Here is a 22,870-nt window from a genome sequence, read left to right as displayed (position 1 = left end):
CGGAGTCATGTCACATAATTCAGCCTGTATATTCACATAGAATTATTAGCATTGCCATGATCAACGTTCACACGAGATACTGGCTTAAAAATGACTTTTATCACGTTACCACAACTGTGGTAAATCTGCTATTAGCCAGAAATCCAAATAGGATTAAGCCGAAGGCACGATTTCTCAATTTGGGATGTGGAAGAAAAGGCATTCAGACAGAAGACTGGCTAAACTGTGATGGTTTTCTTCAAACTAGCGTGGATTATGTTTTCGATCTAACCGGAAAGATGCCTTTTAAAGATACTCGTTTTGAAGGGGTTTTTACAGAACATTTTTTTGAGCATTTAATCCCTGACCACACCAAAATATTTTTATCAGAATGCCTTAGAGTACTCAAGCCCGGTGGGATTTTGAGGTTGTCTGTTCCTGATGGAGAGCTTTACCTAGATCGATACTTTAACGATCACGAGTGGATGATGCAGCGAAGACCTGAGGTCAAACCTAGAACACGTATGGCGATCGTCAATGAGGTATTTCGGCAAGGGTTTGAACATCAATATTGTTACGATTTTGAAACAATGAAAGTTGTGTTTGAAGAATCGGGATTTAAGGATGTACATAGGGTTGATTTTGAAACAAGTAATATTCCTGAACTATTAATAGATCAGGAGTCCCGAAGATTTGAAAGTCTATACGTAGAAGCTACCAAACCCTAAAAGTTAGGTAGGGTTTTAAGAGGTTTTTGAAAAGTGGTTTGCTATAATTTTAGGCACTTATTGATCCCCCATAACCCACCTTAAAAAGGGGCGAACCGGAATCAGGGAGACGCTTTAGCGCATAGCGCAGCGTCAGCACAATTCGCAATTCGCAATGACGCTCGTTTCTCTTTACGAGACGCTGCGCGAACGCGAACGCAATTCGCAATTAATGCCCACGGATAAATCCGCTTGCTCTGAACCAAGCAAAGTTTAAAATTTATCTATCCATAAATAAATTTAGTTGCTCTGCTTTATTCTGTGCCTTCAGCATCATCTGCTTTAAAGATTGTTACCCCAACAAGGCGCTGACAAATTGATTACCAAAATTATTCACGATCGCCTCTGAATATTTACTTATCTGCGAAGGTATAGCATAATTCACTCCCGTCATTAATAGCGATCGCAGTAGGTCTTAGTCATAGCCGATAAATACTGAGTATTTTTCTTATACGCAATTTAGAACCGATACCATACCCTATTAGAATAACTTCAAAAAATAAATTATCTAAATTTTTGGAATTAAAACGACTTTTCCTCTCCCTGCTCCCCTGACCTAAAAGCGTACCCTTTGGGGAAGCAAGCTACGCGTAGCGTCCCGCAAGGATGGGATATTTTTTATTTGGAAGTCCCTAAGGGACTTCCAAGTAAAAAAATATTCCATTGCTATTGTTCAGTGTTGACCGTTGACGGTTCACGAGTTTTCAGTCAACAGTCAACAGTCAACGACTTGAATGTGGAATAATTTATTTTTTGGAGTTCCCTTATCAAAGTTATTGATGATATCCTTTAAGTATATTTGCTTACCTGGAAAGCGGAAATAGTAAGTCATATTTTACTTATTTGAAAGTTTTGTTGAAAATGCAAGCTAAAATAACGAAAACTTATCAGAAATGCTAAAAAAGCATACTGAGTTCCTTTGCAACCGGATTACTCCCAGGATGTTTTACTCATAAACATACATTATGGATTTTGTTCAGGTTGAAACAAATGCGCCACTGACTCTGGAAATTCCCCAGATTGCCTCACCATCCACAGCACTTTCTCCCATCTCTCGAATTCCCAAGGATGCGATTCGTACTAGTTTAAAAGCCTCCACTACAGATTCTGTCTTAGCAGCGATTTACTCCCTTGGAACTGGCGGGATTTTACTCAGCAATTTTTTGGTGGAATTGGGTGCTAGTCCAGTGGTATTTGGGATGCTGTGCTCTATCCCGATGTTGGTTAATCTTATTCAGCCGTTGGGTGCTTACTTGTCTGAACGTAGCACCAGCCGCTTTCAATATTCTCTTCGGACACACGGAATTGGTCGGCTGCTATGGCTGGTTGTAGTAATCGGTATTGTCGGCGTAAGTTTGGGAGTGATTAATACTCACCAGCTAGTGATATTGACACTCTTGATTGTTCTATTCAGCAATCTTTTAGGAGGACTAGGAACAGCATCGTGGCTAAGTTGGGTAGCAATGATAGTTCCCCGGCAATTGCGAGGCAGGTATTTTGGGATACGCAATAGTGCTTCTAGTCTCACCAATTTGGTTTGCGTACCAATAGCCGGTCTAGTTGTATCACATTGGTATGGTGGAAGTATTCAAGGCTATGGGGTAGTTCTGCTGGTAGGTATAGTGTTTGGGATTGTGGGATTGGGGTGTCAATATTTCCAGGTGGATATGAATCCGCAATCGCAAAACACTTATTATGGCAAGTTACCTCAAACAAATGAGATTGAACAAGAGGCAAGGGAGCAGGCTTGCCGTGAGCGTAGCCGAACGGAAGTAGGGAGCAAGGGGGATAGTTCAGATGGCGATTCAACCCCACCTATTGCGCCAGCTTCCAGCATCTGGAAAAATTCTAACTTTTTGAGATTTCTGCTGTATTTCAGCTTTTGGGCGCTTGCTGTTAACCTCAGCAGTCCTTTTTTTAACCTCTACATGCTCGACACCCTCGATTTAGACGTGAGCTACGTAACTATCTACAATAGCCTTCAGGCGGGGGCGACTTTGGTGATGCTCATTGTATGGGGCAAATTAGCAGACAAGATAGGCAATCGTCCCATTTTGATCTGTATTGGGATTTTGGTTGCAGCCACACCACTGCTTTGGCTGGGGATTGGTGCTAATCGCCTTGATATCTGGTTGTGGTTACCCCTGTTACACATCTTGGCTGGAGGTACTTGGGCGGCGATTGACTTGTGTAACAACAATATACAATTGGCGATCGCACCAATTAAAAATCAGTCTATCTATTTTGCGACAGCAGCTGCCGTTGCTGGAGCGAGTGGTGCTTTAGGCACAACTATAGGCAGCTTCATCGTCCAATTTGCTCAGTTTGGAGGCTTACTGGGGTTGTTCGCCCTCTCTAGTCTATTTCGACTAACAGCGCTTATCCCACTACTTTTTGTCAAAGAGGCAAGAAGGTGAGGGAGGGAAAAGTGAGGAGTAGAGACGCGATTAATCGCGTCTGTAGACGAGTAAGGAGTTATGAATTTTACACTCATAACTCTTCACTCCTAACTCATCACTTTTGACTTTTGACTATTCTGCGGCGGTAGAAGTTAAAGACATTGTTTCCCACAACACCATTTGAGGTGTTGTTAGTACAGGCTGGTGTAGGGCAATTAGCTGGGCTAGGGTGTTCTTTAATTGGGTACGGGGTACGATATCATCAACAAAACCGTGCAAAAGTAAATCTTCAGCAGTCTGAAAATCATCAGGTAGTTTTTCCCGCAGGGTTTGCTCAATCACTCGCCGACCGGCAAAACCAATGGTTGCTTTGGGTTCTGCCAAAATGATATCGCCCAACATCGCAAAGCTAGCGGTAACGCCTCCTGTTGTGGGATTGGTCAAAACAGGAACATATAATAATCGCGCATCTTTATGGCGTTGTAGGGCTGCGGAGATTTTCGCCATCTGCATCAGGGAGAGCATTCCTTCTTGCATTCTCGCGCCACCGGAGGTGCAGACGATAACTACAGGATACCGCCGTTGAGTGGCTTGCTCAATCATGCGGGTGAGTCTTTCACCCACGACGGAACCCATGCTACCACCCATGAAGCGGAAATCCATAACCCCAAGGGCAATGGGCAAACCATTAATTTGACCTAAACCAGTTCTAACTGCGTCTATTAAGCCAATTTTATCTTGGGTTTCCCGCAAGCGATCGCTGTAGAGTTTGCGATCGCGAAATTCAAGCGGATCGGTTGGACGCAAATGCTCGTCTAGAGGTTTCCAGGTATTATGATCTATCAATTGACGGATGCGCTCATCGCTGTCTACCCGATTGTGATGGCCACATTCGGTACAAACCATCTGGTTGGCTTTCAGGTCTTTTGTATATGCCAGCACACTGCATTTAGAACATTTATGCCACAGTCCATCAGCAATTTCACGTTCTTGGCGTTCGAGACTGGTAGATCCTGACTTGCGTCGATTTGCAAACCAATCAAATAGAGACTTTAAACCGCGTGATTCTTCGTTGTTAGCCATTTTTTATTTTATTTTAAGTGGGTATGAGGTCGAAAACATGTCAAGCCGTATTGGGTTGTCCTTAGCCTTTTGTCATTTGTCTTTATTAATGACTAATGGCTACATCGTCAAACTACGCTTTTAAGCAATTCAGACCAAAATTTTCATCTTTGGTTGCCAGCTTAACGAAAATACTTATGCCAATACAAGTCTCTTGCTCTTTTTTCAGCAGACTTAAATTATATGGACATACTGACAAAGCCATGAGAATACCAACCTCCAAATAAGATGCTTTCCCCCTCCTACCCAAATCAATGATTCGTATTGTTAGGTTATGAGCAATCAGCATCTGTTGCACTAGTTGTGCTTGCCAACGGTTAATCGTCGTTAATGCATTGCGGCGGAAGTCCCGACCTATGTATTCATAAGGTGGGCATTGTAAGCGGCTGATGACGATTGTATCCAGGATATATAAGGAATCACCGATTTCTCGGATATTATAGTTAGTGTCTTGACCATATCTCGACTGCGCTCGATAACCATCAATGCCACAAGCAAAAACCAAGCTTATAGGTATATGTTGCAAGAAAACCGTTCTCTATGGGAGGCTACACGTAGCTAGCTTCTCCGTTCGCACAGCGTCCCGTAGGGAAGGAGTAGGGCAGAGCTGCGGGTAAAAGATTTGGGTCTTGCGAACCAAGACTTCTGCCCTTCGAGGGATGTCAAACCAATAGAACTACGGAGTTCTGGAGGTATTGCCGATGAATTGGGAGAACTACGTCCGTCTAGACGGCGGATTAGTTCACAAGCTAAATATTATCAAAATCTCAAGGGTAGATGGGGTAATGTTGGTTACAGTCACAAATTATAAATATTTATTATGAATGGGCATTGGGCATTGGGCATTGGGCACTTGTACTGAGCGAAGTCGAGGTATTGGGCATTGGGCATTGGTCAATAATCAATAGTTCATCTCCCCCTGCTCCCTAATTCCAGTTTAAGACGCTGGGAAAAATAACCGCAGGTAGTTAGACAAAATGGCTTCGCCGCTAAATAGAGTAATCACAGATCCTAAAGCCAGAAAAGGGCCAAAAGGCATCTTTTGTCCTAACCTTGGTAGTGATGTTTTTTGACTTGCGGCTTTGCTTCTACGCATAATGACACTGCTGCCAATTAACGCTCCTAGCAGACAAGCAATAAAACTAGCCAAGAGCAAATATTTCCAGCCTAACCAGGCTCCCATCATGGCTGCTAACTTGGCATCACCTGCACCCATTGCAGCTTTACCAAAGGCAATTGAACCCAATAGGGCGATCGCATCAAACAGCCATAAGCCTAATACTGCACCAACTATCGCCATTATCAGGTGATTTACCAATGCCACAAAACTACCCTCTGGTAGAAAACCAACCACCATTTGAAACAAAATCCCCACCACCAAACCCGACTGAGTAAGTGGATTGGGTAAAGTCATTGTATCTAGATCGATAAGCGATAGCGCCAATAACCAACTACAAAAAGCCCAATAGCCTATTGTTAAAGTCGAAACATGGAATACCAAAAAAACTAGTAAAAAAATTATGCCCGTTACCCCTTCTACCACAGGATAACGGACAGCAATTTTGCTTTTGCAATATCGACACCGCCCTCTTAACGAAATCCAACCAAATACTGGTACATTGTCGTAAGCTTTTAGCTGGTTTAAGCAGTGGGGACAACGAGAGGGCGGCCAAAGAACTGACAACCCAGCAGGTAGCCGATAAACAATAACGTTGATAAAACTGCCAATAGATGCACCTAAAGCAAAGACCATTACACTCGCCGGAAGGGCGAACAAAATGTCCATACAATCATTTGTCCTTTGTCATTTGTCCTGTGTCATTTGTCGTTTATCTTTTGTCCTTTGTCGAGAACTAATACTTCGGCTTACCTCGGCTTCGCTCGGTACAAGTCGCTCAGTACAAGTGACTAATGACTAATGACCAATGACTAATGACTAATGACCAATGATCAATGACCAATGACTAATACATGTGCGATTCTATTTGACTCAAGGGCACAAAACATTCTTGAGGTAAAAGAACTGGTTGGTTAGTGAAAATAACCTTACCTCGATGAGTCACACGATTAATTGCTACACCGGAAGGTTGCCCAGCTATTTCGGGATGTACTTCACAGTGAATATAGTATATCTGCCCAGCGGCTCTGATTAGGGCGGGATCAATCAAAGGCGATTGGTTCTTTGGGGCGGTAAAATTTACTTGACCTTGTCGTAATGCGTACACTATCGACTGTTATTTGATTGCTAGATTTCCCTTTAGTCTACCCGAAACTTATAGCAAAGGTTGCCAAATTGCCCAAGTGGCATTATTTATTATTTTCCTTCAAGAGCTAAAATCAGTGCATCGCCCATAGCGCGGCAACCTAAAAGGTTTTTTCCTGGAGAAATTATATCCCCGGTGCGATCGCCTTGTTCTAAAACTTGCAATACGGCTTGTTCGATGTGATCTGCTGCTTTTGGTTGGTCTAAACCGTAGCGTAACATCATCGCCGCACTCAAAACCTGTGCTAGAGGATTTGCCTTATCAAGTCCGGCAATATCTGGGGCCGAACCATGAACTGGTTCAAACACACCAGGCCCAGAAGCACCCAAACTAGCTGAGGGTAACATTCCAATACTACCTGTGAGCATGGCAGCAGCATCAGAGAGAATATCACCAAACAAATTGCCTGTGACAATAGTATCGAACTGCTTGGGAGCGCGTACCAACTGCATAGCAGCATTATCTACATATAAATGAGAGAGTTCGATATCTGGATATTCTGTACTAAGTTGGGTGATGCGATCGCGCCATAACTGAGATACTTCTAATACGTTCGCTTTATCCACCGAACAAAGTTTTCCACCGCGTTTGCGGGCTGCTTCAAACGCCACTCGTCCAATGCGTTCGATTTCCGATTCAGTGTAAACCATTGTATTTACACCGCGTTTCTCACCAGTTTCTGTGGCAAAAATTCCTTTAGGTTTACCGAAGTAAATTCCGCCAGTGAGTTCACGCACTACCATAATATCCACGCCTTCCACAACTTCGCGTTTCAAAGTCGAGGCGTCGATTAGCTGGGGCAAAATTTTCGCTGGGCGTAAATTGGCAAATAATCCCAAACCTGCACGTAATCCTAACAAACCTGCTTCTGGGCGTAAGTTGGATGGCAGAGAATCCCACTTATAGCCACCAATAGCGGCGAGTAACACAGCATCACTGTTACGGCAGGTATCTAAAGTCACAGATGGTAGGGGTTCGCCTGTGGCATCAATTGCTGCACCACCGATGAGGGCTTCTTGGAATTCAAACTTCAGATCAAATTGCTTCCCTACGACTTTTAGCACGTCTACCGCCACTGCCATAATTTCAGGGCCAATGCCATCGCCGGGGAGTAGAGTAATGCGGTAGTTTTGGGTCATAGCTGGTTATATTACTAGGTAAATGCTTGCAGATTAAATATCATACCTAGCAAAATGTACCGATGGAGTTTTTAATTTATTTATATGTTGTCTGAATCGCCCTTTTGACGATCAGACACAAGAACGGATTTTTTTAGAAGCCGAGGCAGTACGGCTGATTTTAGCTAATTGTCAAACAGGTGAATGGCAAATGCTTGTAAGTGAAGCCATTGATAATGAACTTAAACGGACTCCAGACACTGATAGAAAACGACAGATGAAGCTTTGGACTGCTTCTGTAATCATCAAAGTAAGTTTGACTGAACAGGTTAAATCTCGTGCAAGAGAACTGAATGAATTAGGGTTTAAGAATTATGATGCTTTGCATATCGCTTGTGCAGAAGTGGGAAATGCGGATATTCTGCTAACCACTGACGATAGGATGTTGCGTTTGGCAGCAAGGTGCAGGAACTTGTTACAAGTAAGAGTAGAAAACCCGCTTAATTGGGTAATGGAGGTGACAGATGATAGACGTGACTAAACTTTCTCAGGCTGAGATTAGGCGACTGGGAATAGAAGCACTGACTAAGGCTCTTGGCCCTGCTGGAATGGCGCGATTTATGCAGCAATTTGAGATGGGTAGTGGAGATTATACGCGAGATAGGGATCAAATATTAGGAGATATCACTCTTGAAGAAATCTTCGTCAGTATTGAGGAAGGGCGACAACAGCATGATAGATGTTAGTAAGTTGACTCAGACTGAAATTCAGCAATTAGGCATAGATACGCTGAGTTTAGCTCTTAGCCCAGCAGGAATGGGGCTATTTATGCATCAATTCAATTTAGGAAGCGGTGATTACACGCGAGATAGGGATGAAATATTGGGAAACCCTACTATTGAGGAAATAGTTGCCCGAATCAAAGAAAGGCGGATCTCAGAGGTTGAAAGTTCAGATGTTCTGCCCAAAGTTACAAATATGAGAATGCTAGATGTAACTAAACTTACTCAACGTGAGATTAGGCAACTGGGAATAGAAGCCTTAACAAAGGCTCTTGGCCTTGCTGGAATGGCAAGATTTATGCAGCAACTTAGGTTAGGTAGTGGAGATTACACACGAGACAGGGATCAAATCTTGGGAAATCCCACTATTGATGAAATCTTTGCTCGCATTGAGGAGCGACGAAAAGAGCAGGAGAAGGGCGAAAAGTAGAAAAGTTTTATGTGGTAGCGATCGCCTAAACTTGACAATCTAGATAATCGCTACAAATACCACTTTACTTTATAACCTTTTCCAAACCTTGATGAAGGTAATCACTGAATGTCCACAAGCATTCATCATTACCCCATTTACCGTACCACCAACCGTAGACCCTACAAAAGGTACTATTTTTGCTACGTTGACTAAAGTCTTTTCACCAGTTTTGGCGATTAACTTAATTCCCAAAGTTTTATTTACCTGAGCAAATGTTTTACCAGGGATAGACATCAAAGCTTTCTGAATAGCCTGTGACGCTGCTTTTGTTGCCAACGTATTAGCTAGTTCAGATACACTAACTCCAGCAGCAGCAGCTAAGACTAAAGGCTGTGCAGATTGGCTATAGGTGTCAATTTCATGTATGGCGAAAAGAGTAGATGCTAGCTTTACTTGAGAATAGAGTGTACTAGCAACTTCAAACGGTATCCCAGCTATCCCCACGGCCCCACCAGCAATTCCGTTACCTACAGACCACAGTGTTGACTCATATATGGCATGATTTGCCATCTTATCTTTATCACCGCGCCAGCTTGAATCGTTGAGAAACGTTTGCCCCCACTCTCTGCCATCTTCGATGGCTTTAGCAATAATTGACCCGATACCAGGCATCGAACCAAAATCCATAATTTTTACACCTGATTAACTGAGAAGACTTAGAGATTTCTAGCTTTAGTATTCTCCGTAGCAAAACTTAATAATTGGTATTTTTTAAAACTTTAGTGAAGATAGGGTAAATAATGCCCATGACTCAAAGCAGCTTTAAATAAAGCCAGTTTCAATTTCTGAAACAAGCCAGATAAAAGCTGTAGAAAAAGGTTAGGTTAAGTGTTAATCACAAGCCGCACCCCAGCCGCGATGGTAAAAGAATTAGCAATTTGCACCCGTGGACTAACTAAGCAATTTGACCGGCACGTTGCTGTCAATGATGTTGATTTAGAGATTCAAGCGGGGGAAGTATATGGACTGATTGGCCCCAATGGCGCGGGTAAAACAACTCTCATCCGAATGTTGGCAACTGCTGAGGAACCAACTACGGGTGAGATTTATATTAATGGCGATCGCCTACTCCGTGACAAGAGTAATCCCAAACTTAAGCGTCGTCTAGGCTACTTACCCGATGACTACCCGTTATATGAGGATTTGACAGTCTGGGATTACCTAGATTATTTTGCGCGTCTCTATCGCTTGCGAGAACCACGCCGCACTCAACGCCTACATGAAGTTTTAGAATTAATCCAACTTGGTAATAAACGCAACAGTCAGATTTCTACTCTGTCGCGGGGGATGAAACAGCGCTTAAGTTTAGCGCGAACCATTATCCACGAACCGATTTTACTACTACTAGATGAGCCTGTTTCTGGGCTTGATCCCATTGCGAGGATGCACTTTCGGGAAATCATCAAGGCTTTGCAAGAAGCTGGGATGACTGTAATCATTTCTTCCCACGTTCTCAGTGATTTAGCGGAACTCTGTACTTCTGTAGGAATTATGGAACTTGGCTTTTTGGTAGAAAGTACTTCCCTACAGCAACTTTATCAACGTCTTGCACACCAACAAATTGTATTATCAACTTTAGGGAACCTAGAGACACTTTTGAGCGAACTTAAACATCATGCTTTAGTAGAAGAGTGGGAGGTAATACCAGGAAAAAACAGCGTGCGGGTGAATTTTTTGGGTAAGGACGAAGATAGTGCTGAGTTGTTGCGATCGCTCATAAAAGCAGGCATTCCCCTAACTGATTTTCACTGCACCCAAGAAGACTTAGAAACTATTTTCTTAAAATTAGGTCACAAACAAGCATCTTGATACGTCAATAAATATCACTCCCCATTTTTGGAGAATTTTTCCTATGATGCCCAATTTAACAGACAAAATCGGCGACTGGAATCCGCAATTATTGCGGGAAATCAAAGGACGGCTGAAATTTTTTAATGTTGCGATCGCAGTTGCAACATCACTACTTCTACAACTCGTAGTTTTTCTATATCAATTACGCGACTTACCTGATGATCGATACTCCCTAACTGGAGCATACTGTCCTTTACGTCAAGTATATGAACTGCAACAAAAGCAGGTTTACCAAGAATCAAATCAATCTACAATTAATGACTTCAGTGATTTTCTGTTAAATAACTTTTGTCCCCAAAACCAAATTAATTGGCAATTGTGGTGGCGAGATCACTGGGAATATATATTTCTAACATTTAGTGTAATTTTTGTATTTACACTATTAGTTGCAGGAACTTATTTGCTAATCAACGATTTAGCAAAAGAAGAAAGTCGCGGCACATTGAATTTTATCCGTCTCAGCCCACAATCAGAAACAAGTATATTGACTGGTAAATTGCTAGGAGTTCCGAGTTTAGTTTATCTCGTAATCTTAGTTGCAGTTCCTTTGCATCTGTTGGCTGGACGTTCTGCCAAAATTGCCTTTAGTTACATTTTTAGTTACTACGCCATTCTTATTGCTAGCTGTATTTTCTTCTACAGTGCTGCACTTCTCTTTGGTTTAGTTACTCGTTGGTTTAGCGGTTTCCAGCCTTGGTTAGGTAGTGGTGCAGTTTTATTTTTCTTGTTCACAACAATATTGATAGCGTCGTCTTATAGCAACAGTTTAAATAATTCAACTGCTTGGTTAAGGCTTTTCGCTCCTTGGGATGCAATAAATTATCTGTTTCCTAACTTGTTACGTGTACATCATAGTTCTCACCTGAAAAACTTAGAGTTTTTCTATTTGCCGTTAGGAAAAAATATTGTTAGTGTTGTTGGCTTCTATTTATTGAACTTTGGATTGTGCAGTTACGGAATTTTACAAGCTCTCAAACGTTGCTTCCGTAATCCTCAAGCCTCAATCATCAGCAAAAAACAAAGTTATTTATTGGTAGCTTTTTGTCAGGTGATGATGTGGGGATTTAGCTTACAATCTTGGCGAAACAACTCTAGATTTAATGAATTTGTTGCACAAAATTTAGTTTTTCTGGCACTATACAACTTGGTGTTACTTCTCAGTTTAATTGCCGTTCTTTCTCCTCATCGTCAAGATGTACAAGATTGGGCAAGATACCGACATCAAGAAGTTTCTAGTCGCAAGAGTGTTTGGCAGGATCTAATTTGGGCGGAAAAAAGCCCTGCAATTGTAGCGATCGCTATTAATCTGACAATTGTTGCTATCCCTTGGCTACCCTGGATTGCACTTACATCTGTTTTTGATACAGAATATAGCGAAAATTTTGACAGGTTAAAAGTACTTTTAGCTGTAGCTTTGTCTATTAGCATCATCATGATTTACGCTACCATTGCCCAATTGATAGTTTTGCAGAAAACTCCCAAACGTTCCTTCTGGGCAATAGGTACTATAGGTACGGTAACGTTGCTACCACCGATAATTCTAGAATTTCTCGGCATCTCCTTGTGGGAACATCCTACTATATGGCTGTTTTCAAGTTTTCCTTGGGCAGCGATACAATACTCTGGGGCGACAACAATTTTTATGGCATTCCTAGCTCAGTTAAGTGTTTTAGCGTTGTTGAACTTCCAGTTAACAAAGCAGGTGAGATTAGCAGGTGAATCTGCTACGAAAGCATTATTAGCGGGACGCTAAGTAAGTAGTGAATTAAAACCCCGACTTCTTAAAGAAGTCGGGGTTCTTACATCGTTAAAATTTAATAATTATGTTAAATATCCCTAATCAAGACTTACGCTATACAGCCATCCATTTTTTAGAACAAAGTCCCTCACAGCGTCTACAAATTCTTAAGCAACTGGGCATAGCTCGTTATGATTTTTTAACTAAAATACAATTAAATGAAGCAAATATCATTTGTATGATGCGATTTTTGAAATATCCAAGTCAGCTAAAGTTTCCTAATCTTATTGGAGCAGATTTATCTGGTTTAATTTTGGATGGCGTAAACTTCATCAGAGGAAATTTATCTGGAGCAAATCTGCAAGGTAGCAGTTTAGTCAATGCAGACCTTTTGTTTGCAAATTTGATGAAAGCCGACTTGAGAAATGCAGATTTACGAGGTGCAACTTTGAATGAGACTATCTGGTTGGAGACTCTAGTAGATAAGTGTCAGCTTGGTGGAGGTACTGGTTTAACTGAGCTACAACGTCAAGATTTACAACTGCGCCAAGCTAGATTTAACTCTTGAGAAGACGGTAATTAAAACACAAAAAATTATAAGATTATTGAATTGAGATTGACCTGGATAAGTTAATGAGTATTAAATTGCCCCAAAAATTGATGTTGCTGGGTTCAGGAGAACTAGGCAAAGAATTTGCGATCGCTGCTCAACGTCTTGGTAATTATGTGATTGCTGTTGACCGTTACGCCAATGCTCCGGCTATGCAAGTTGCTGATGCTTATGAAGTTATTTCTATGCTCAGTGCTGATGATTTAGAAGCTGTAGTAACAAAACATCAGCCAGATATTATTATACCAGAAATTGAAGCAATAAGAACAGAAAAACTGCTCGAATTTGAACAGCGAGGGATTACAGTTATACCGACTGCGGCTGCCACTAACTATACAATGAACCGCGATAGAATTCGGGAACTGGCACATCAAGAATTGGGCATCAGAACGGCTAAATATGGTTATGCAACAACTCTAGAAGAATTGATTGCAGTTTCTGATGAAATTGGGTTTAGTAATGTTGTTAAACCTGTGATGTCATCCTCTGGTAAAGGTCAGTCTGTAGTGCAGCATAGGAATCAGGTTGAGAGGGCTTGGAACTATGCGATCGCTAATTCTAGAGGAGATAGTCAAAAGGTCATCGTCGAAGAATTTATTAACTTTGAAATTGAGATAACTTTACTGACAATTAAACAGTGGAATGCACCCACGATTTTCTGTTCTCCTATTGGTCATCGCCAAGAAAGAGGCGATTATCAGGAGTCGTGGCAACCCGCAGAAATTTCTGAAGATAAAATATTAAAAGCTCAAGAAATAGCCATAAAAGTCACTGATGCTTTAGGAGGAGCCGGAATTTTTGGTGTTGAGTTTTTCATTACCAAAGACGAAGTGATTTTTTCTGAACTGTCTCCTAGACCTCACGATACCGGAATGGTGACATTAATCTCACAAAATATCAATGAATTTGAACTACATTTAAGAGCTATTATAGGGTTGCCAATTCCTCATATAGAACTGTTAGGAGCATCAGCCAGTGCAGTAATTTTAGCTTCAGAAAAATCTGATTCTATTGCTTTTAGTGGTGTAGCCGATGCTTTGTCAGAAAAAGATGTAGATATTAGATTATTTGGTAAACCTAATGCTCATCCATATCGGCGAATGGGCGTAGCTTTGGCAAAGGGTATGAATGTGCAAGAGGCTAGGGAAAAAGCTACTAAAGCCGCAAGTAAAATCACAATTAATTGATAGATTTTATTAAAAGTAATTATCCGAACTTGATATAACCCCCCTTAAAAAGCTTGTCGTTACCCACATTTTTGTAATAGTCAAAGTGTCGCGCTTACCCGATATCCCGCCCAGAACTTAAGTTCTGGGCTGATAGCTAAAGTCCACTTAAGTAGACTGAAATTTTACCTTTTACATAAAAGAGCCTTCTGCATGGCTAAAAATTTTGTATTTAGTCCTCTTGAGAGGACTTTAACTATTAGCCTTGGAATTTATTCCGAGGCGGGAATGGTAAGGAATCCCAAGATTTAAAAAATGTTGGTAATGACACAATACAGTTCAGATAAGACCAAAACACTTGTAGAGACGGCGATTTATCGCGTCTCTCTAACCGTCAAAATAAATTTGACAGACTACTAGGCGTAATTAAACATAAGATAAAACCTCATCCTCAATCCCTCTCCTTGGTATTGTCGGGGGAAGCCGGAGGCAGGGTGAGGTTTTATATTTAAGACCCACTTACTTACCCTTTGATTGATACACATTAAAATCCTAAATCTACAGCAATGCGATGGGCGCAAGCAAACCCAGAAAAAGCTACTGCATTCAACCCTTGACCGGGAAAGGTACTATCCCCTACACAATAAAGTCCTGGAATAGCTGTGCGATTAAACGGCATATTCAATAACCCCCACAACTTGCGCCGGGGGATTGGCCCATAAGTGCCATCCTGACGACCCAAAAAGCGGCGATGGGTGCGGGGTGTCCCCACTTCTAAATAATCCAATCCAGCATCTAAACTGGGAAAAATCTTTTCTAGGCGATCAATAATCCGCCAAGCCGCCTCTTCTTTCTTCGCTTCGTACTCACTCACAGAAAGTTTTTGCCAATCATCAATCCAGTGAGGCGTAAATGCATGAATGATGTGATATCCATTTGGTGCTAAATCTGGATCAAGCAATGTGGGAATCGAAACAAAAATAGTGCCTTCTGCTGCTGTCATCTTTTGCCAATCTTCCAGCAAAATATGGTGACACTCTGTCCCCGCAGGTAAAACTGACTTCTTTACCCCGATGTGCAAACTCAAGAAGCTGGGAGATTTTTGATAATTTTGTTGCCACTTTTTCTCATTACGTGGCATTTCTTCTACCGATAATAATTGTTCAAATGTATCCCAGCGTGTAGCATTAGAAACTATGCGTTTACCCCAATACACTTTACCATTAGCCAGTTGCACACCTACCGCTTTTCCCTGTTCTGTAAGAATTTTTGTGACTCTAGCTTGATACTGAATCTTACCTCCAGCTTTCTCTAGACCTTCCACCAGTTTTTGGGCAATTTGTCCCACTCCGCCTTTAGGATAGTTAACTCCGCCATAATGCCTGTCAGAAAAGACCATCCCAGCATTAATCATTGGTGTCATGTCTGATGGAACTACCGACCAGCAATAACATTCCATATCGATAAATTTCAATAATTGCGGGTCTTTGATGTAACGCCGCGCCACGTCCCCGGCATTTTGGGGCAGATACTTAGCTAAACCGAGACACGCCAAAGGATGCTGGAAAAATACCCGCAGTAAATACCAAGGTTCTTCCAGTGACAGCAAATCCATGCTGTTGAGGCACTTGAATACTTTTTGACATTCGTCATAAAAGCGACGAATCCCCTGGTCTTCATGGGGAAAATGAGCAATAAGATTTTGCAAGAATTTTTCATAAACCCGGTCAACCTTCAAGTTTAAACCTTGGGGTAAATGATAGTGAATCTGTACCGGATCTGCGATCGCCTCTTGGCTGACATTTACAGCTGATAATGCACGGGTGAGTAAGTTGGTAGTACCGTTTTGTCCCAGTCCAAAAATCATTGACGCCCCAACATCGAATCGATACCCTTGGCGTTCAAAATAACCAGCGCTACCACCTGGAATCAAATAACGTTCCAGTACCAGCACTTTCGCTCCCTTCGCCGCTAACTGGGTCGCTGTTACTAATCCGCCAATCCCAGACCCAATAACGATCGCGTCATTTGTCATTTGTCATTTGTCCTTTGTCAATTTGTACTGAGCGTATCGCTAAAGCGAAACCTCCGCTAACGCGTAGCGTCTCGTAGAGAAGTATTTGTCCTTTGTCCAGAGTCAATCAATATTTAATTTAACTAATGACCAATGACTAATCAAAAAAAAGAGGGACGAGCCTGCTACTGCTGGCTAATCCCGTCTGCCGATCCTTAAAAGAGAGGAGAACACTGTATAAGAATATAACCTTGATTGAGAATTAATGTCAACTATTAATGAAAATATTTATCAATAAAGCTGAGACTGTTAATTATCATCTGTCAGCCGGATGCAGGAAAGAGTATTATGGTGTTTTCAGTTCTTATACAATAAAAAAGCCCAAATTTTCTGGCTATGACGCTACAATTGCGCGTTTATGTTCCACCCCATCCCCTGATAAAACACTGGCTGGCAGTTGCCCGTGATGCAGGCACACCTTCAGTATTATTTCGTAGTGCCATGACTGAGTTGGGAAGATGGCTGACTTATGAAGCTGCGCGAGACTGGTTGCCAACCCAAGAAACCACGGTGCAGAGTCCCTTGGATACCTGTTTGGCAACCGTGATTGATCCGCAGATACCAGTAGCAGTAGTACCGATTCTGCGGGCTGGACTAGGATTACTTGAGGGAGCGCAGACTTTACTTCCTTTAGCATCGATTTACCATCTTGGTTTAGCGCGAGACGAAGAGACACTGCAACCTCATTGTTATCTGAACAAGTTACCAGAAAAATTTGACCCCCAAACACGAGTGTTAATTACCGATCCAATGTTGGCAACAGGAGGGTCAATGATGGCGGCGATGGCAGAATTAATACAACGGGGTGCTGATCCAACGTTAACCCGGATTGTTTGCGTAGTAGCGGCTGCACCAGCTTTGCAAAAATTGAGTGCAGCTTATCCAGGTTTAATAATTTACACGGCGACTATTGACGAAAAACTTAACAGCAAGGGGTATATTGTACCGGGATTGGGAGATGCAGGCGATCGCATCTTTGGGACTTAAGCTACTATGCAGCTAGGGCAGGAAAGTAGCATAACTACTGTAAAAGTTGCAAGGTTTGTTGAAGGCGGTAATATGAGTCAACGAGATGGTTTTGGCGGTGGTTTTGTAGCAGGGGCGTTTGTTGGTGGCGTATTTGGCGGTGTTATCGGGGCACTGATTGCTTCTCGACGCAATCCAGAGTTGCTAGCAGAGGAGGAGACAGAAATGACGGATAGCCAAGCCCAAGCCAAGAAAATAGCAGCAAAGCGTCGTCAGATGAAAGCCTCAGAAAGCGAGAGCATTGGCATAGAAACGGCTAGGCGATCGCTAGAAGATAAAATTGCCCAGCTAAATGCCACAATAGATGATGTGCGGAAGCAACTGGGAAATGTTAATAGCGGTTCACCCCAAGCAACTAATGACCGCTCCCTCACTAAAGACTCTTGAGGTTTGTTCAGGCGTGGTGAAAATGTCAAGTGTGGTAAGTGCTAAATCCGCAAACATCATGACATGGACTAAATTAAAATTAAAGGATAAGACCGCGTTTGACACTTAGTAGGAAACAAAACTATCCATGAGTTTACTGATTACGACACTAGTTACCTTTGTCACCTTTTATAGCTATTTGCTAATTATCCGGGTTTTGTTGACCTGGTTTCCGCAAATCAACTGGTATAATCAGCCATTTGCTGCTTTATCCCAGATAACCGACCCTTATTTGAATCTATTCCGCTCAATTATTCCTCCATTAGGCGGTATGGATTTTTCTCCAATCTTAGCTTTCTTCGCGCTCAACTTAGCTGGTGGCTTTTTGAGAGCTATTCCTTTTTAACTAGCCTGCCATCTATCGGTACAGGGATTTTGATTAGTACCCGAATAAAACTTTTGTAGAGACGCCAATTCTGAAAGCGTCTCTACAATTTTTATAGGGAGGAGTTGATCCAATACGGTTCGGTTAAGATCCCCCCGCCTGCGGCGACCCCCGATAAATTGGGGGTAAAAGAGAGTTAGAAGTCCCCCCCTTTTTTAAGGGGGGTTGGGGGGATCTTCGAGGAATAAACACCTTAACCGAACCGTATTGGGAGTTGATCTATAGCAATCAGAAAATCGAGTGAACGCCCCATCACTTGTACTATCGTGTAACCAAAAATCTTGTCGGCGGATGGGTTACAACCTCGAACCATAAACTCAAGGCTCCACTCAATTACCACTATCGGCATTTGTTGGATCGGCAACGATAAGCGTTTTTGGGAGTTGCAAAGTACAGCTTCAGCGCGTTTGCGATAGCAGCAAATTCGACTAAATACAACAGATGATCTGTTTTGGAATTGTTGATTACAAAGATTCCGTAATCGTCTCTAGTTCCGAAATCTTAGACTCTCAGCCTACTAATAGAGAAACGGTATTCACACGGGAGAAAATACTCTAATCAGGGAAACCTAACAAATGTAAAGGGTGCTAAAGTACCCACGTCGTTTTTCCTCCTTAGTTGAAAGCCAGAGAGTTCCTAGACTTCCATGAGGTTTTATGAAAGAGATCAAAAATAAAATTACAAATAAATTAGAGCGGCTATTTGAACAACGGTTAGTACCCCGTTTGGTACAGTGGGGAGAATACCTAGAAACCAAAATCAGACGCTACAAGCATCAAGAACTGAAGAGCCAATTAAAATTTTGTGGCTCAGGTCTAAGATTTAAGCGAGATATTAGAATTGACCATCCGCAAAATGTATCTCTAGGGAATAAAGTCTACATCGGCCCTAATGTCTTATTAGATGGACGTGGTGGAATCACAATTGGCGACAACACCACACTTGGATTTAACGTTGTTATCCTTTCAGCAAACCACGACTATCAAAGTAATGATTTGCCATATCAACATAATATCTACGTTCATAAACCTGTTGTTATCGGTCGCAATGTTTGGATTGGCGGAAATGTTCTAATTATTCCAGGAATTTTCATTGGAGATGGTGCAATTGTGGCGGCTGGTACGGTTGTAACTGCGAATGTTGAACCTTTAGCAATTGTTGGAAATCAACCTATGAGAACAATTAAATACCGCGACAAAGAACATTATGAACAACTTGCAAACAAGCAAGATCAGGATAATTCGTAATTCGTAATTCGTAATTATTACACGACAGTAGGGTGGGGATAAAAATTCCCACCTTACTTGCCTAGATTAGGGCTGGTGTATTTGCAGGCTTAACTTGAGGTGTTGCAACCATCCGCATTCCGGCCGGTGTGGCTATAGTTAACCCACGGCGCACAGGACGCACAGGACGTTTGTTCACTAGCGATACTTGAAATTCTGACAAAATAGTTGCCAAGACAATTTTCATTTCATACTGGGCAAATGCCATGCCAATACAGCGACGATTACCGCCACCAAAGGGGAAATATTCATAAGGTGAATATTGTCTTTCTAAAAAGCGTTCTGGTTTGAACTGCTTTGATTGTGGATAAACTTCTTCTCGATGATGCGCTAAATAAATACTGGGGACTATTGCTGTCCCTTGTGGCAATTCATAGCCCATAATTTTAATTGGGGTCTTCACAACCCGCACGAAAGCAGTCATGGCAATTGGGTAAATTCGCAATGTTTCTTGGCACACTGCTGTCAAATACGGCAATTTAGCTACACTACTCAAATCGGGGTTAACTCCAATGGTGTTGAGTTCCTGTAGCAACTTTTCACGCACCTCTGGTAAATGATCAATCCAGTAAAAAGCCCATGTCAACGCTGAAGCGGTAGTTTCATGTCCTGCAACTAGCAGCGTCATCAACTCATCGTGTAATTCTTCATCTGACATCCGTTGACCATCGTCATAACGGGCTGCCATCATCAAACTCAGGATATCTTGACGATTTTCATCGGATTGTGCCCGCCGTTCTCGAAGCAAAGCATAAATAAGTTGATCAATTTTTTGCCGTTGTTGCAGAATCCGACCCCACGGACTCCACGCACCGAAATCTTTTTGGATAAACCTGAAAAAGAAGGCGCTAGACATTACGGGCGAACTAATGAAGTCTAGTAAGTCACTTAGCGATCGCCTCAGTTCTTCAAAAAGCTCTCCCTCATTTAAACCAAATACAACCCGCACAATAACACGCAAGGTGATTTCTTGCATCGACTCTCGGATCTTAAAAGGCTTGCCAATTTGCCATTGATTACTCACCTGTCGGGTTATTTTTTCGATATCCTCACCATAACCTCGCATCCTTTCGCCATGAAAAGGAGGAGCTAGTAATTGCCGTTGGCGCTGGTGGCGATCGCCATCCGCTAACATCAAGGAGCGATCGCCAAGCAAAAATTTTAGTCCTATGTTCCCCCCGCCAACCTCAAAATGGCTGGAATCAGCAGTAAAAATCTGCTCAAGTGCTTGTGGTTGACTAAAGTACACAAGATGGTTGTCAGAGCGACTACTCCTGATAGTGAAAGTGTCACCATAAATTTTGGCAAAATCATCCACATATTTTATAGGCTGACCAATAAACTTGATCATCCTCAGCCAGCGCGGCATTTGAGGCCCATCAGGCAAATTGTAAGTTGCTGTCATAGAAGTTTGTGGAATTGATGGCTTCTGAATTTTATTGTTACGAGTTTTCATGTTTTTAGGGGCCACATAAAGCGGTATATTCATCATGGGGGAGTAGAAAGTGGAAGAGAAGGATAATAACTAATAACTTCTAATAACTAACTCAGTACTCAACACTCTTTCAAATCAGTCCATAATCAAAAAATCCCACAACCAAAAATGAAAAAGATTTTTTCCCTATTCCCCACCCCCAACTCCCCACTCCCTAATCCTTGCTAAAGCAGTGCCAAAAATCATCGCTATTCTCAACGGTAAAGGAGGAGTCGGTAAAACGACCACCGCAGTCAATCTGGCTGCGAACTTTGCGAAGAAAAAAAAGGTACTGTTGATTGACGCAGATATTCAAGGTTCTGCCAGTTGGTGGTTTGGGCGCAGTCAGCAAGGAATGGGGTTTGATTTATCTCAAGAAACAGATCCGACACTTTTAGGTGATTTAGGAAAGATAACAGGTTACGATTTAGTAGTGGTGGATACGCCTCCTGCCCTGCGCTCTGAAGCATTAGTGGCGGTAGTTGCGATCGCAAATTATCTAGTTTTGCCTACACCCCCAGCCGCAATGGATTTAGCTATCCTCGTAGAAACAGTTAAGGAAGCCGTTATCCCCGTGGGAACTCCCCATCGGGTACTGCTTACCAAAGTTGATACGCGCAGTATGGGGGAAGCACTAGAAGCAAAAAACACTCTGACTCGATTAGGTATTCCTACTTGTAATACCTTTATCCGTGCTTATAAGGCTCATGAACGAGCGGCACTTGAGGGAGTAGCGATTAGTCAATGGCGAGGAAGTAATGCACGGGAGGCGGAGTTAGACTACCGCCGTGCAGCTGATGAATTACAGCGTGATTGGAGAAAATAATAATGGCTAGGAAACAAAGTCTCTCTGACTTACTACAAGAAGAGGCGCAAAAATTTACACCCCCCGAAGGCGAATCTGCGATCGAAATTACAGCACAAGAAATTGCCGAAGAACTGGCTTCATCTGATGAAGAATCCTCAGCACAAACACCTGAGCTAAATTCTACTAAGCGCACAAGCCCAACTAAGGCTGATTTAGAAGCAACTGTCAAAGAGTTGACAGCTAATCTGGAAAAAAGCCATAAAAATGAAGCATCTATTGGGCAAGAAATTGCTGATTTGCAATCAAAATTATCTAAACAAAAAACATTAGCATCCGAACAAAAATCATTAGTAGAACAGGTAACAAAAGAACTAGAAGAAACCAAAAAAACAGCACTACAACTAGCAGAAGCGAATTCCAAGCTTATAGAAGAAATTAATGCTTTAAAACAAACAGCAGAAGATAATTCTAAACTTGCTGTAGCTGTAAAGGAAACTAGTGCTATCAAACCCGTAAAAGAACATTACAATCCACTTAACTACAAAAAATCACACCGATCATCAGAAAAACTAGCTCAAAATCAACCGCAAAATCAACCAAATGAGTATCCTGATAGTTCTAATGAGATGTGGTTGCTTGATTAGTACAGCTACTTAACGTAAAAGCCATGTCCCGCAAGGAACTTCAGTTCCTTGCTAATAGCTAAAGTCTACTGAAGTAGACTAAAGATTTTTGGATCTTCAGTTCTTTTTATGGAGTCGAATAATAAATAAAATCTAATCAGAGCCTATATTTCTTGCTATGACTTGATTTTAAATTTTTGAGCCTTTCTATAAAATGGCTATTTTAATGCCGCACCATAAAACCAACGCAAGAGCCAGATTTTTAGGAATATTTAGTCTACTTCAGTAGACTTTAGCTATGAGCCTTGAACTAAAGTTCAAGGCGGGTGAGGAAGCTTTGAGTTAAGCTACTTTTAGCTTAAGTTGACACCTATGAGCAATGCTGTGCCCTTACGAAAGATGTGGTTTTTAAACTTATCCATATTTGGTATTTCTTGTCAATGCGTAAGTCTTAGTTCTCCGCAAATACATCCAATACTGTGCAAAAGATGCATCAGATT

25 protein-coding genes are annotated in these 22,870 nt (G+C 41.9%); 16 read left to right on the top strand and 9 right to left on the bottom strand.

The window, feature by feature from the left end:
• Window positions 1-56: 56 nt before the first annotated feature.
• Both D1367_RS17020 and D1367_RS17015 read left to right on the top strand, forming a co-directional pair.
• A complete protein-coding gene (locus tag D1367_RS17020; RefSeq protein WP_118167480.1) occupies window positions 57-707 on the top strand; it encodes a class I SAM-dependent methyltransferase in 651 nt (216 codons plus the stop codon).
• Between the two features lie 1,004 nt (window positions 708-1,711).
• Window positions 1,712-3,163, top strand: coding sequence for an MFS transporter (locus tag D1367_RS17015; protein ID WP_118167479.1), 1,452 nt, complete (start codon window positions 1,712-1,714; stop codon window positions 3,161-3,163).
• 114 nt (window positions 3,164-3,277) lie between these two features.
• Here the strand turns inward: D1367_RS17015 and accD are convergent, their stop codons facing one another.
• Both accD and D1367_RS17005 read right to left on the bottom strand, forming a co-directional pair.
• Window positions 3,278-4,228 carry an acetyl-CoA carboxylase, carboxyltransferase subunit beta gene (accD, locus tag D1367_RS17010; protein ID WP_118167478.1) on the bottom strand — a complete coding sequence of 317 codons (951 nt, stop codon included), beginning with the start codon at window positions 4,226-4,228 and terminating at the stop codon, window positions 3,278-3,280.
• A gap of 112 nt (window positions 4,229-4,340) precedes the next feature.
• A complete protein-coding gene (locus D1367_RS17005; RefSeq protein WP_147337378.1) occupies window positions 4,341-4,793 on the bottom strand; it encodes a hypothetical protein in 453 nt (150 codons plus the stop codon).
• A gap of 96 nt (window positions 4,794-4,889) precedes the next feature.
• On the opposite strand from D1367_RS17005, the gene D1367_RS30150 reads away from it, so the two are divergent.
• Entirely contained in the window at window positions 4,890-5,078 is a 189-nt protein-coding gene (locus tag D1367_RS30150; RefSeq protein WP_147337377.1) for a hypothetical protein, read from the top strand.
• Window positions 5,079-5,204: 126 nt separating this feature from the next.
• Here D1367_RS30150 and D1367_RS17000 read toward each other — a convergent pair whose 3' ends face one another.
• The 3 genes from D1367_RS17000 to leuB all read right to left on the bottom strand — a co-directional run bounded on the left by D1367_RS17000 (window position 5,205) and on the right by leuB (window position 7,670).
• Entirely contained in the window at window positions 5,205-6,053 is an 849-nt protein-coding gene (locus D1367_RS17000; RefSeq protein WP_118167476.1) for a prepilin peptidase, read from the bottom strand.
• A gap of 178 nt (window positions 6,054-6,231) precedes the next feature.
• Window positions 6,232-6,492, bottom strand: coding sequence for a hypothetical protein (locus D1367_RS16995; RefSeq protein WP_118167475.1), 261 nt, complete (start codon window positions 6,490-6,492; stop codon window positions 6,232-6,234).
• 89 nt (window positions 6,493-6,581) lie between these two features.
• Window positions 6,582-7,670 carry a 3-isopropylmalate dehydrogenase gene (gene leuB / locus D1367_RS16990; RefSeq protein WP_118167474.1) on the bottom strand — a complete coding sequence of 363 codons (1,089 nt, stop codon included), beginning with the start codon at window positions 7,668-7,670 and terminating at the stop codon, window positions 6,582-6,584.
• Window positions 7,671-7,860: 190 nt separating this feature from the next.
• Here leuB and D1367_RS16985 point away from each other — a divergent pair, with 190 nt between their 5' ends.
• The 3 genes from D1367_RS16985 to D1367_RS32270 are packed head-to-tail and all read left to right on the top strand — an operon-like array spanning window position 7,861 to window position 8,861.
• On the top strand, window positions 7,861-8,190 hold the full coding sequence (locus D1367_RS16985) for a PIN domain-containing protein (protein ID WP_244944945.1): 330 nt from the start codon (window positions 7,861-7,863) through the stop codon (window positions 8,188-8,190).
• Window positions 8,174-8,395: a hypothetical protein gene (locus D1367_RS16980; protein WP_118167472.1), complete on the top strand. Its 222-nt coding sequence runs from the start codon at window positions 8,174-8,176 to the stop codon at window positions 8,393-8,395. The genes D1367_RS16985 and D1367_RS16980 overlap by 17 nt, the downstream gene beginning before the upstream one ends.
• The gene (locus D1367_RS32270; RefSeq protein WP_244944944.1) at window positions 8,382-8,861 is read left to right on the top strand and encodes a hypothetical protein; all 480 of its coding nucleotides are present in this window, start codon (window positions 8,382-8,384) and stop codon (window positions 8,859-8,861) included. The genes D1367_RS16980 and D1367_RS32270 overlap by 14 nt, the downstream gene beginning before the upstream one ends.
• A gap of 69 nt (window positions 8,862-8,930) precedes the next feature.
• Here D1367_RS32270 and D1367_RS16965 read toward each other — a convergent pair whose 3' ends face one another.
• Window positions 8,931-9,530, bottom strand: coding sequence for a hypothetical protein (locus D1367_RS16965; RefSeq protein ID WP_118167471.1), 600 nt, complete (start codon window positions 9,528-9,530; stop codon window positions 8,931-8,933).
• 231 nt (window positions 9,531-9,761) lie between these two features.
• On the opposite strand from D1367_RS16965, the gene D1367_RS16960 reads away from it, so the two are divergent.
• The 4 genes from D1367_RS16960 to purT all read left to right on the top strand — a co-directional run bounded on the left by D1367_RS16960 (window position 9,762) and on the right by purT (window position 14,289).
• The gene (locus D1367_RS16960) at window positions 9,762-10,712 is read left to right on the top strand and encodes an ABC transporter ATP-binding protein (protein ID WP_118171544.1); all 951 of its coding nucleotides are present in this window, start codon (window positions 9,762-9,764) and stop codon (window positions 10,710-10,712) included.
• A gap of 43 nt (window positions 10,713-10,755) precedes the next feature.
• Window positions 10,756-12,507 (top strand): ABC transporter permease subunit, encoded by a 1,752-nt coding sequence (locus D1367_RS16955; protein WP_118167470.1) that lies wholly within the window; start codon window positions 10,756-10,758, stop codon window positions 12,505-12,507.
• A 70-nt stretch (window positions 12,508-12,577) separates the two neighbouring features.
• A complete protein-coding gene (locus tag D1367_RS16950) occupies window positions 12,578-13,060 on the top strand; it encodes a pentapeptide repeat-containing protein (protein WP_181984864.1) in 483 nt (160 codons plus the stop codon).
• A gap of 65 nt (window positions 13,061-13,125) precedes the next feature.
• Window positions 13,126-14,289, top strand: coding sequence for a formate-dependent phosphoribosylglycinamide formyltransferase (gene purT / locus D1367_RS16945; protein ID WP_118167468.1), 1,164 nt, complete (start codon window positions 13,126-13,128; stop codon window positions 14,287-14,289).
• Window positions 14,290-14,812: 523 nt separating this feature from the next.
• On the opposite strand, the gene crtH is transcribed toward purT, so the two are convergent.
• On the bottom strand, window positions 14,813-16,303 hold the full coding sequence (crtH, locus tag D1367_RS16940; RefSeq protein ID WP_118167467.1) for a carotenoid isomerase: 1,491 nt from the start codon (window positions 16,301-16,303) through the stop codon (window positions 14,813-14,815).
• A gap of 375 nt (window positions 16,304-16,678) precedes the next feature.
• On the opposite strand from crtH, the gene upp reads away from it, so the two are divergent.
• The 3 genes from upp (at window position 16,679) to D1367_RS16925 (ending at window position 18,140) form a co-directional block, all read left to right on the top strand.
• Window positions 16,679-17,329, top strand: coding sequence for a uracil phosphoribosyltransferase (gene upp / locus D1367_RS16935; RefSeq protein ID WP_118167466.1), 651 nt, complete (start codon window positions 16,679-16,681; stop codon window positions 17,327-17,329).
• 72 nt (window positions 17,330-17,401) lie between these two features.
• Window positions 17,402-17,755, top strand: coding sequence for a ssl2009 family thylakoid membrane protein (locus D1367_RS16930; protein ID WP_118171541.1), 354 nt, complete (start codon window positions 17,402-17,404; stop codon window positions 17,753-17,755).
• A gap of 127 nt (window positions 17,756-17,882) precedes the next feature.
• Complete coding sequence (locus D1367_RS16925) at window positions 17,883-18,140, top strand: YggT family protein (RefSeq protein WP_118167465.1); 258 nt, start codon at window positions 17,883-17,885, stop codon at window positions 18,138-18,140.
• Window positions 18,141-18,372: 232 nt separating this feature from the next.
• Here the strand turns inward: D1367_RS16925 and D1367_RS33345 are convergent, their stop codons facing one another.
• The gene (locus D1367_RS33345) at window positions 18,373-18,528 is read right to left on the bottom strand and encodes a PAS domain-containing protein (RefSeq protein ID WP_118167464.1); all 156 of its coding nucleotides are present in this window, start codon (window positions 18,526-18,528) and stop codon (window positions 18,373-18,375) included.
• 307 nt (window positions 18,529-18,835) lie between these two features.
• Between D1367_RS33345 and D1367_RS16915 the strand changes: the two genes are divergently transcribed.
• Window positions 18,836-19,426 carry an acyltransferase gene (locus D1367_RS16915; RefSeq protein ID WP_118167463.1) on the top strand — a complete coding sequence of 197 codons (591 nt, stop codon included), beginning with the start codon at window positions 18,836-18,838 and terminating at the stop codon, window positions 19,424-19,426.
• A 61-nt stretch (window positions 19,427-19,487) separates the two neighbouring features.
• On the opposite strand, the gene D1367_RS16910 is transcribed toward D1367_RS16915, so the two are convergent.
• Window positions 19,488-20,870 (bottom strand): cytochrome P450, encoded by a 1,383-nt coding sequence (locus D1367_RS16910; RefSeq protein ID WP_118171539.1) that lies wholly within the window; start codon window positions 20,868-20,870, stop codon window positions 19,488-19,490.
• 262 nt (window positions 20,871-21,132) lie between these two features.
• Between D1367_RS16910 and D1367_RS16905 the strand changes: the two genes are divergently transcribed.
• On the top strand, window positions 21,133-21,765 hold the full coding sequence (locus D1367_RS16905) for a ParA family protein (protein ID WP_118167462.1): 633 nt from the start codon (window positions 21,133-21,135) through the stop codon (window positions 21,763-21,765).
• Window positions 21,766-21,767: 2 nt separating this feature from the next.
• Entirely contained in the window at window positions 21,768-22,391 is a 624-nt protein-coding gene (locus tag D1367_RS16900) for a hypothetical protein (protein WP_118167461.1), read from the top strand.
• Window positions 22,392-22,870 lie beyond the last annotated feature (479 nt).

This window comes from Nostoc sphaeroides (assembly GCF_003443655.1).
In the GTDB taxonomy this organism is placed as follows: Bacteria; Cyanobacteriota; Cyanobacteriia; order Cyanobacteriales; family Nostocaceae; genus Nostoc; species Nostoc sphaeroides.
This window is presented reverse-complemented; position numbering and strand designations above follow the sequence as displayed.

What these genes read in the sequence shown, in the direction of transcription:
- D1367_RS17020 (WP_118167480.1), top strand. Translation starts at nt 57, where the DNA reads ATGATCAACGTTCACACGAGATACTGGCTTAAAAATGACTTTTATCAC.
- D1367_RS17015 (WP_118167479.1), top strand. Translation starts at nt 1,712, where the DNA reads ATGGATTTTGTTCAGGTTGAAACAAATGCGCCACTGACTCTGGAAATT.
- accD (WP_118167478.1), bottom strand. Translation starts at nt 4,228, where the DNA reads ATGGCTAACAACGAAGAATCACGCGGTTTAAAGTCTCTATTTGATTGG.
- D1367_RS17000 (WP_118167476.1), bottom strand. Translation starts at nt 6,053, where the DNA reads ATGGACATTTTGTTCGCCCTTCCGGCGAGTGTAATGGTCTTTGCTTTA.
- leuB (WP_118167474.1), bottom strand. Translation starts at nt 7,670, where the DNA reads ATGACCCAAAACTACCGCATTACTCTACTCCCCGGCGATGGCATTGGC.
- D1367_RS16985 (WP_244944945.1), top strand. Translation starts at nt 7,861, where the DNA reads ATGCTTGTAAGTGAAGCCATTGATAATGAACTTAAACGGACTCCAGAC.
- D1367_RS16980 (WP_118167472.1), top strand. Translation starts at nt 8,174, where the DNA reads ATGATAGACGTGACTAAACTTTCTCAGGCTGAGATTAGGCGACTGGGA.
- D1367_RS32270 (WP_244944944.1), top strand. Translation starts at nt 8,382, where the DNA reads ATGATAGATGTTAGTAAGTTGACTCAGACTGAAATTCAGCAATTAGGC.
- D1367_RS16965 (WP_118167471.1), bottom strand. Translation starts at nt 9,530, where the DNA reads ATGGATTTTGGTTCGATGCCTGGTATCGGGTCAATTATTGCTAAAGCC.
- D1367_RS16960 (WP_118171544.1), top strand. Translation starts at nt 9,762, where the DNA reads ATGGTAAAAGAATTAGCAATTTGCACCCGTGGACTAACTAAGCAATTT.
- D1367_RS16955 (WP_118167470.1), top strand. Translation starts at nt 10,756, where the DNA reads ATGATGCCCAATTTAACAGACAAAATCGGCGACTGGAATCCGCAATTA.
- D1367_RS16950 (WP_181984864.1), top strand. Translation starts at nt 12,578, where the DNA reads ATGTTAAATATCCCTAATCAAGACTTACGCTATACAGCCATCCATTTT.
- purT (WP_118167468.1), top strand. Translation starts at nt 13,126, where the DNA reads ATGAGTATTAAATTGCCCCAAAAATTGATGTTGCTGGGTTCAGGAGAA.
- crtH (WP_118167467.1), bottom strand. Translation starts at nt 16,303, where the DNA reads ATGACAAATGACGCGATCGTTATTGGGTCTGGGATTGGCGGATTAGTA.
- upp (WP_118167466.1), top strand. Translation starts at nt 16,679, where the DNA reads ATGACGCTACAATTGCGCGTTTATGTTCCACCCCATCCCCTGATAAAA.
- D1367_RS16930 (WP_118171541.1), top strand. Translation starts at nt 17,402, where the DNA reads ATGAGTCAACGAGATGGTTTTGGCGGTGGTTTTGTAGCAGGGGCGTTT.
- D1367_RS16925 (WP_118167465.1), top strand. Translation starts at nt 17,883, where the DNA reads ATGAGTTTACTGATTACGACACTAGTTACCTTTGTCACCTTTTATAGC.
- D1367_RS33345 (WP_118167464.1), bottom strand. Translation starts at nt 18,528, where the DNA reads ATGCCGATAGTGGTAATTGAGTGGAGCCTTGAGTTTATGGTTCGAGGT.
- D1367_RS16915 (WP_118167463.1), top strand. Translation starts at nt 18,836, where the DNA reads ATGAAAGAGATCAAAAATAAAATTACAAATAAATTAGAGCGGCTATTT.
- D1367_RS16910 (WP_118171539.1), bottom strand. Translation starts at nt 20,870, where the DNA reads ATGACAGCAACTTACAATTTGCCTGATGGGCCTCAAATGCCGCGCTGG.
- D1367_RS16900 (WP_118167461.1), top strand. Translation starts at nt 21,768, where the DNA reads ATGGCTAGGAAACAAAGTCTCTCTGACTTACTACAAGAAGAGGCGCAA.